This is a genomic window from Methanosarcina baikalica (assembly GCF_031461075.1).
GTDB lineage: Archaea > Halobacteriota > Methanosarcinia > Methanosarcinales > Methanosarcinaceae > Methanosarcina > Methanosarcina baikalica.
In genome coordinates this window covers 1-7959 of record NZ_JAVKPK010000106.1, presented here as the reverse complement: position 1 = coordinate 7959, position 7959 = coordinate 1, and the positions used below count along the sequence as shown (strand labels likewise).

At 34.2% G+C, this 7959-nt stretch carries 4 protein-coding genes; all 4 read left to right on the top strand.

From position 1 onward, the window contains the following. Nucleotides 1-641 precede the first annotated feature (641 nt). The 4 genes from RG963_RS15860 to RG963_RS15845 all read left to right on the top strand — a co-directional run bounded on the left by RG963_RS15860 (nt 642) and on the right by RG963_RS15845 (nt 7683). Nucleotides 642-1373, top strand: coding sequence for a hypothetical protein (locus tag RG963_RS15860; protein WP_310577249.1), 732 nt, complete (start codon nt 642-644; stop codon nt 1371-1373). Next, on the top strand, nt 1370-4525 hold the full coding sequence (locus RG963_RS15855) for a tubulin-like doman-containing protein (protein ID WP_310577248.1): 3156 nt from the start codon (nt 1370-1372) through the stop codon (nt 4523-4525). Before RG963_RS15860 ends, RG963_RS15855 begins: the two co-directional genes overlap by 4 nt. Before the next feature lie 73 nt (nt 4526-4598). Continuing rightward, nucleotides 4599-5954: a hypothetical protein gene (locus RG963_RS15850; RefSeq protein ID WP_310577247.1), complete on the top strand. Its 1356-nt coding sequence runs from the start codon at nt 4599-4601 to the stop codon at nt 5952-5954. After that, nucleotides 5935-7683 (top strand): hypothetical protein, encoded by a 1749-nt coding sequence (locus RG963_RS15845; RefSeq protein WP_310577246.1) that lies wholly within the window; start codon nt 5935-5937, stop codon nt 7681-7683. The genes RG963_RS15850 and RG963_RS15845 overlap by 20 nt, the downstream gene beginning before the upstream one ends. Nucleotides 7684-7959: the final 276 nt, after the last annotated feature.

Sequence of the window (7959 nt, the reverse complement as noted above, 5' to 3'; positions counted from 1 at the left end):
TACTCAGATGCTGTTAAAGCACTGAGGTAATAAAAAGTCATTTAATAGTGTAAACTATTTATAGTCAACGCACAAATTAAATGCACAGTTAAGTAATCTACCTCAAACTCTATTCATTTGGATTCAATTAAGGTACAAAGCTCTAAAAAGTGTTATTTTTTATGTTATATATCTAAGAACTATGTTGGAAAATCGCTCTATGTAGTATTCAAAGTTGTGCATAAAATTCTAACCGATGACCAATGAAATTCTATTATCAAAACATCGATGGGCATGGAAAAAAATTTAATTCAGACTCTACAACCACTGAAAATACTGAAAACACTGAAGAAAGAAGGTATGGGTGCAGAGATTTCCATGCTTTCAGTGTTTTCAGTGGTTTACCTTTTCGCTTGAATTACAGCCAACTGAGAAATTATACTCAACTAAAAAATTAACTGTACTTCTCAATTTTTCACTTACGGTTCTTGTTTATATGTGTAAATATTTCTTACATTGACTATAAATGAATGAATAAAGAAATGATGGTATAGTTAAATGGTATTAAAGTAACTGCGTAATTAAAAAATAATCTAATAATATAAACTAGTTAACAGAGAGGGTGTCGTTAAATAATGTTAAAGCGGTGGTGTAATAAAAAAATGAAATCACTCAAGGATGTAAACTACTTATTTTTATCACTGTTCTTACTTTTACTTATTGGAAGTACAGTATCAGCAACAAACATTGAGATCAATGGTCAACCACAAGAAAAAGTTTTGGAGGGACAGGTAATAAATTACACATTAACACTAAATAATATCCCACCAGCTGCAGATTATATCTCTTTTGACACTGATCTGGTTAGAATTGATAATTCCCATTTATATAATTTCACAAATTTGAACTTTACAAGTGATTCTAACAAGTTTGATTTTCCAGTTAATGAAAGCACAACATCAATTATTGTTAATATTAATGGACAAATCCCACAAATATCTGAAGAAAAACAGTATGATGGAGTGACACTTGTTAAATATAAACAAAGTACAGGCTACGCTTATGACAGAATAACCCTTACAAATAGTAAAGGAAATCTGATCGAAAGCGTGGAAACACGTCCCTTCGAAATTTCAATACCGGAAGTTGAATCATTTAGAGAACAGATAAATAAAATCGAAGATCCTTTTTTCAAGAACTATCTGCAGGACCTTCACGACAAAGGGCTTGTTACAGAGTCAAAAACACTTGCTGATCATTTGACTGAAAATGATAAATGGCCTTCATACTGGTGGCTTATACCGGGCATAATTCTAGGCCTTATGATCGGTTTTTTAATTGGTGTGAGGTTTAATTCTAAGGATGATATTGATGTAGGAGAAGATACCGAATGAAAAGGGTAGATGACTCGAGTCAATCTTTTAAGTACCCTCCAAACCTAACAATTGTGGGTTTGGGAGGATGCGGAAAAAAACTTGCTCGTGAAATATGCAATCACGATTGGTTACTCCACTACTACTCCAGTGATGTGAACAGGCTTAAGATTTATACGATGGATACGGATGCCAATGAATCTGCAGAAGATCAGCGGTGGGAAACAAAAATAATGGAGAAAGTAGATAATTTGGAGGGAGCGGGAAATATCGAGTTTAAATCCTACTATCTACCAAACCTTGCAAATATTACACATGTATCCGATTTAACCAGCGCTGCAGTTTCAGCAAGCATAAAAAGATCCCAATCGATCAAAACGTGGTGGTTGAATGATCCCGAAAACAATGGAGTTACTTTCCAAGACCTGAAACGTATTGATCACTTTATTATGGATGATTTTGGGGGTGGTGTGCATCGCAGAAGAGCCGTTTCAAAAGCTATTCTTTATAAAGTTTTGAGTGAAGGACAAGCAAATGGGTTCCCGACCTTTTCGAATCCAGGAGTTACAGCCATCATAGTAGGGATCGGTGGAGGTACTGGCTCAGGTATGTTCATAGACCTTGCAAGATATATCAAGGAAAAACGGGATGATGCAGTCTATCTCTTTGCAGTGCTTCCAACAACAAAAGAAGGAGAAAAAGAACAGCTTAATGCTGCTATTTCTCTTACAGAGCTTGAATACTTAAACGTGTCTCACGATGAGAGACTTTTTGATCATGTAATATTTACATCTCTGGGTCCCACAGAGTATACCAATGGACAGTATGAGCTAGAAGAAGTAGATGAATTTGATTCTGTCTTCCCGCAGATTCTCACTAACTTCTTCCATATAGAAAGAAGTGATCTTAACCTAAGTGACGCAAGAAAATCCTATTCTTCTTTTATTTTTGCTGATTCACATGTAATCGAATACCCTGTAGAAGAGCTTAGGGAATTAAAAGAGCAGTACAGCCAGATTATTCACGAACTGGAAGAGATCGATGCTGTCAGGAAAGATGTAAACGAGATTATTGAAAGTCTCCTTATTAAGTTCAATATCAGTGGAGAATCCACTCCAACGATGGAAGTCTTTGAGTTCATAAAAACGGAGTATAGAAATATTGAGAAAGTATGGACAAACAACATCGCAAAACTGCTTAATTATCACAGCGTGGAACAAATAGAGGAATTTATTAAATATAACGTTTCAGAGATTCAATTTGATAAAATTGGAACTTATAACGACTTGATATCCTATATTTCAAGAGTTAATAATTTCGCTCAAGGCGTTGCTCAAGATAAACTCAAAGATGAAATCGATAAAAAATTATTCCGTTTGATTCCGGAAGCTCTGGATACTCTAAGAAAAAATGCGATTTTATTCAAGCGGGTTGCGGCTGTTGAGAATGAAGATTGCAGGTCTGTAATGATTAATATCCTAAAAGGGAAAAGGGATATATCTCCTCTTCTTGGAGCACTGAATACTAAGAATCAGGAAATCCAAACTCTGAACACGAAACTGAAGCCGACCGAGCAGAAAATGGCCGAGCTAAACTCCCTGCCCATCGAGATCGACAAAAAGATCAAGGATAAATTAAATGATATTGATCTTGACCTTGAGTCCTATGCAAAAATCAACAGGAATATCAAATACCTTCCGGATAATGAACAAAAATTGAAAGAAACATTAGATCGGTATATAGATAAATTGAGTACTGGAAAAGTTAGAGGGAACGATAAAAATAGCTGGTTTTTGTCTGCTGGTACTAAAGATATTAGAATGGAAATTGAGGCTATCTCAAAAGACAACGAATACGATCTTGAAAGCTTAAGCAGGTTTATTGATTCCGTTACCAATTATTATTATTATAAAAATAAGATAAAAGAAGTTGAAAAGGGCGGCTTGCGTGCGCTTATATTGGGAAAGAGGAAGCAACTAATTAAAAAATATAATGAACATGCTGGGAAAGAAGAAGATTATATAAAATCAAATGTAAAGTACTGGGCTATTCGTATAGATACACCCTTTAATATTGTCATACCTGAAAATTTTTTAACCATTGATCTAATTAAAAAGGTTGAAGTATTTCGAGAAAGAATTTGTAATTCTGTATTTGCGGATTTAAATATAAATTATATAGATAGTGATAAACTGGATCGGATATTTGCATCCGATGATAGGGTAAAAATCAGGCAGTTTTTGCGAGAAGATCTGAAAGAACTCCATTTAAAAGCCGCTAATTACTTCACTAGTATGGAAGATTTAAATAGATATATTAAAGATATAAATGAAGAAATCGAAGAAAAGCAACTTCAGTATGCTATGCTTGTTGAAGTCGATGCCGCCAACACAGAAACATTTTCAAGCCGAAAAAATTTCAATTTGCATTATGAGTATTTCCATGAACATTTTGAGATAATCAATAAAAAAATCGAAGCCGGAAAAAGAACAAAAAAAGGCATATACAAAACCAAATTTGGAAGTGTCAACCCTCAGATCCTATCTCTTGTGGAAGGCAAATCGGATACGAATGCCAATCCTGATATGGGCAACCTTGATATGGATAAAAACGGAAAATTAGAACTTGACAAGCTCATAAACCTTGCAAAATCCACATATCAGGATCTGTTTGAAAGTAGGAAACTTGGAGTAAATTCTTTAAAAATTTCGATCGGAGATACCGAAAGATGGACTTTTGGAAAAGCTGCTTTAGTTGTATCATCCACTTCCGGATATGTACGTTCTGAACTCATGAAGAGCATGATCAGCGTAGATATAAATCAGAGCCTGTCTTTGAAAAAACCTAATGATTCCCTGCTCACTCCCCATGGGCATACAAAACCCTGGGAGATTGCTTTGACCTTTTTTGCCGCATCAAGTTTTCTTGACAACATTTATCCACTGGTAGCCGGAGGAGGTTACTGGGAAATTTATGCAAGGAATAAGGAAAATATACTGCATCATGTCCTGAAACTTCAGGACGGAGAATACATAACTCGAAACGCCCTCTTAAGCTCAGAAGCAGCAGGAAAGATTGCAAACAGTGAAAGGATAGAGGAAATTCCCCAGCAGATCAAGAGCCTTTATGAAACGAAGTCGTTAAAGGAGGCCTTGAAGATTGAAAATCAATAGAAATCATACGATTTTTGAAATCATTTTAGTTTTTTTTGGGGTTCTTCTATCCCTTATTTTTTTATATATGAGTATGCCCTACTGGATATCGAATACGGCATGGTACATAAAACTCACTCTCAGCTTTTTCGTCGCATCCTTTATTTCAAGTGCAATTGGAATGGTTCTCGAGTTTCGCTCAAGAACCGGGGGAATTTTTTTACTTGCAGTGTTCTTGCCTTTTGTATATGTCTTTTATGTAAGCGGGTTTTTAAGTATTGACGGATTTGTGTTTGGAATGTTGGAAGGTGGATATTTAAGTTTTTATTCCTATTTTAAGAATCGCTTTGACAAGCTTGCAATGTATTTACGTCGATTCATCATGATCTTTTTTGTATTTACTTCCTTGTATCTAATCCGAACCCTTGTTAATATCATTGAAATGGAGCCTCTTCAAGAAGTTTCGCAATTCATGTTAAGCGGTTCAACTTTGATAGGAATTTTTTTTATATTTTCTTTTATTCTGACGAAAACCATTCGCGGCATAAGGGCTTATGACGTATTTGTATATGGTCCTTCAAGATCAGGAAAAACATTGTTATTGCTTGCATTCTACAATCACTTCGTAAATTTTTTAGGAGGTCAGAGAAAAGAAATTATTTTATCGGAAAAAAACAAAGAAAGTTTAAAGATTGAAAATATGCTCGTTGATATAGAGAATGGGGAACTTCCAAAAAGCAACCTCCGAACAGATCTTGCAATATATTTGTTATCTGGCAAAAAAGGATTTAAACCTGTAGGAATGACATTTGTCGACTATGGGGGAGAACATACAAAAAATTTTAACCCATCACAATATGATATAATTATTGAAGAACTCGACAATCTTTTCAAAATAGACGCTTCCAAACCGGAACATGATATGGGAAATTTAGATTTTATAAAAAACTTGCGAGATACTCATAAAGATGAATTTGCAGAGTCTGTAGAGAAAGTCACTTTTGCCCATATATATAAAAAATTTGAAAGTGCAGGGAAAATAATTTTCCTGGTAGACGGAGATCATATAGTTGACTACAATACGGGCGGCAAAAATGATTTGACAAAACTCTTTGGTCACTACTCAGATATCATCAATATATTTGGGAATGAGAAATCATATGCGATTGTGGTGACTAAAATTGACAAGTACAGGGATCTTTCTAATATTATGGAGGATTCAATCGAAGCCAGGGAAATTGAGCATGAAATCTATGATCAGTTATGCAAGATTTCCACATTCAAGGAAATTGTAAATATGGCATCTCAAATGCCGATCTACATGTACACGGTCAGTGTGGATGCAACCATGAAGCCTCTCACTATGGAAAGTAAATATTCAGAAATGCAGCGAGAATATCTGAAAATAAATCCATGGAGGGTTGAAGAGATTGGGAAATTCAGCTTCTAATCATCTTAATGAAAATCCAGAGAATTTTGGTTTTTTTCATCTCTCCAATGCCAGCTATACCTCAGACTATGGAATATATAATTCAACGGGCCACCTATTTAATGGCAATAAGCTTTTTGAACAATACACTGAACTGGCAACGCAGCTTGATACAAAAAGGAGTGCTTTTTACCTAGAATCAAAAGAGAATGAAATCATCTTTGGGTGCAGTTTGAGTGTGAAGGCTGACAGTGAAAGGGAAGAAAGAGTCGTATTCATCCAGGTCTACAAAAATTTACCATTACAATATGAGATTGATTCTGATATTCAATCATTAAAGCGGTTCTATGAGAGGGTTAAATTTAAGGTAGAAAATCTCGACTTGAAAAAATATCGACTAGTTGGACTTTGGGATGAAGGAGACTTTAGAAATATTAATGAGACTCCGATAGAAAAAGATATTTTAGAATACACAGCAGGCAAGATTCATGCTGGCAAAAAAGTATCTGTCAAGATTTCAGAACTCAGCAATGGACTTTCCCTTATCCTTAAATTAATTACCAAATTAAGGCACAGATTTACATTTACTTTTGATGTTTCTCAATATCCTTCAGAAGCTGACGTTTCTGTTAGTCTCATTAAACCAAATCCGGATTTTGAGATCGGAGAAAACGGAACGTGCCGAGAATTTACTAAACCGGAACTACTAAATTTATATAAAGAATTGGGTGAAGAATTCTTCCACGATGAAACTTCTTATTCAAAAGAAAGTCAAACTCGATCAGATTCCGTAAGCCCCGTTGTAAAAAAGATATTAAGTAAACCACTCTATTATTGCAGTTCTTCTAATTCAATTTTAGATAACTTTGATGATAGAGATAAAGTTAAAATATTTCAGGGACTGTTTCAAAAAATAAACGATCCTGATATTAAAAAAGTTCTCATAGATATATATCTCAAAATTGAATCGCCAGAATGTAGGAAAGATCTTTATAATACATTACTCTCAAAAAATGTATATATTGAAGGCCTCATTGAGGATCTTGTAATAAATATATATAAAGAACATAATAAAGATTTGTTCGATTTGCTCTTTAATAATACTTCACGGAAGAATTTATCCCTAAACAATTTAGATAACGAGCAGGCACAGAATTCTATAAAAGGTTCTAAGTACAACTCTTTTGAGAAAGGGGTTAAAAAAGCACTACAACTCTTAGAATATTCAGACAAGATTAATTTTATAAAATATATTGCCAATGAAGCGCCTTCAAACCCAAAAGCCGAGGGAAAAATCCTTCTCAAAACTCTGATCGAGGATCTGGTTAATCTAAAAGGTAATGACTTTATTTTAAAGCTAAACGAAGAAGAAGCGAAAAATCTGGATGAAATTCAAGGTTCAGGCTACCTGGAAACAAAAAAAGGGCTAAAAAAAAGGAAAAGAACCAGGAATATCAAAACAGTTTGTTATGCTAGCGCTTTGGTTGTGATTATTTTCCTATCTTATTTTTTCATATGTTATACCCATTCAATGGGAAATGGAGGAGAAACCAATTCCTCGGGCAACAATACGGAAAATAATTCTATATTATGTAAATATTGGAAAGGATTGTTTGACCCTAAAACTGAAAATATTTTAGGGAATGCTCTAAGCCCCCAGGATGATCAAAAAACGATGAAAAATAACACAACAAACGAAACATTAAAAAATATTATTTCTGAATTTCTGCAGATGTTCTCTAAAAAATAAATATTTTCTCGTTATCGTTTAGGTTAATGAATAATTTCCAAGCTTTTTAACCTAAGTTTGACAGTATCCACTAATTAATATTGAAAATATATCTTATTTCCCACTTTCCGCAGTAAATTTTCGTAAATTCATATTTTTACCGCTATCGATTTTCAATCAAACGTGGATTTATTGGACTTTTATGCAGTAGGTAAAAGCAACTATGTGGTGTATTTAGAGACCAAAAACGATATCATTCAATTTTCACCAAATGCCATTAAAAATCCAAATTATTTG

What these genes read in the sequence shown, in the direction of transcription:
- RG963_RS15860 (WP_310577249.1), top strand. Translation starts at nt 642, where the DNA reads ATGAAATCACTCAAGGATGTAAACTACTTATTTTTATCACTGTTCTTA.
- RG963_RS15855 (WP_310577248.1), top strand. Translation starts at nt 1,370, where the DNA reads ATGAAAAGGGTAGATGACTCGAGTCAATCTTTTAAGTACCCTCCAAAC.
- RG963_RS15850 (WP_310577247.1), top strand. Translation starts at nt 4,599, where the DNA reads ATGCCCTACTGGATATCGAATACGGCATGGTACATAAAACTCACTCTC.